Raw genomic sequence first — 369 nt, 5'->3', positions numbered from 1 at the left:
AGCGGCTGTTCAACGGCGCCTGCGCCACATGCCACACCGGAAACTCGATACTGTCGTCGCTGGCGCTCAACAGCAACCTGCATGCGGCGACGCCGGACAATCTCATCCAGGCGATCCTGAACGGTGTCGAGGCGCCGGCGATTCTGGCGCAGACCACCGGCCGTGAGGCCCCGGAAGTAATGTCGATGCCGGCCTTTCGCCAGACGCTGAACGAAAGCCAGATCAAGGATCTAGCCGACTATCTGAGAGCGCGTTTCGCGCCCGACAAGCCGGCCTGGACGGAAACGACCAACGCCATGCATCGTGTGACGGCGGCAACCCACTAGGGAGCAGACGATTGGAGCAGATCCGAACCGGGCAGGACATCGA

The 369-nt window shown here is 62.9% G+C and carries 1 protein-coding gene; it reads left to right on the top strand.

Annotated features, from left to right (window positions below):
• Window positions 1–326, top strand: a 326-nt coding sequence (locus tag AF337_RS32960) for a c-type cytochrome (protein WP_152971313.1), incomplete at its 5' end; no start/stop codon positions are given.
• Between the last annotated feature and the right edge of the window lie 43 nt (window positions 327–369).

This window comes from Rhizobium ecuadorense (assembly GCF_001187535.1).
GTDB lineage: Bacteria > Pseudomonadota > Alphaproteobacteria > Rhizobiales > Rhizobiaceae > Rhizobium > Rhizobium ecuadorense.
Note: the sequence above shows the minus strand (reverse complement) of the source record. Positions and strands in the feature narration are given on the sequence as shown.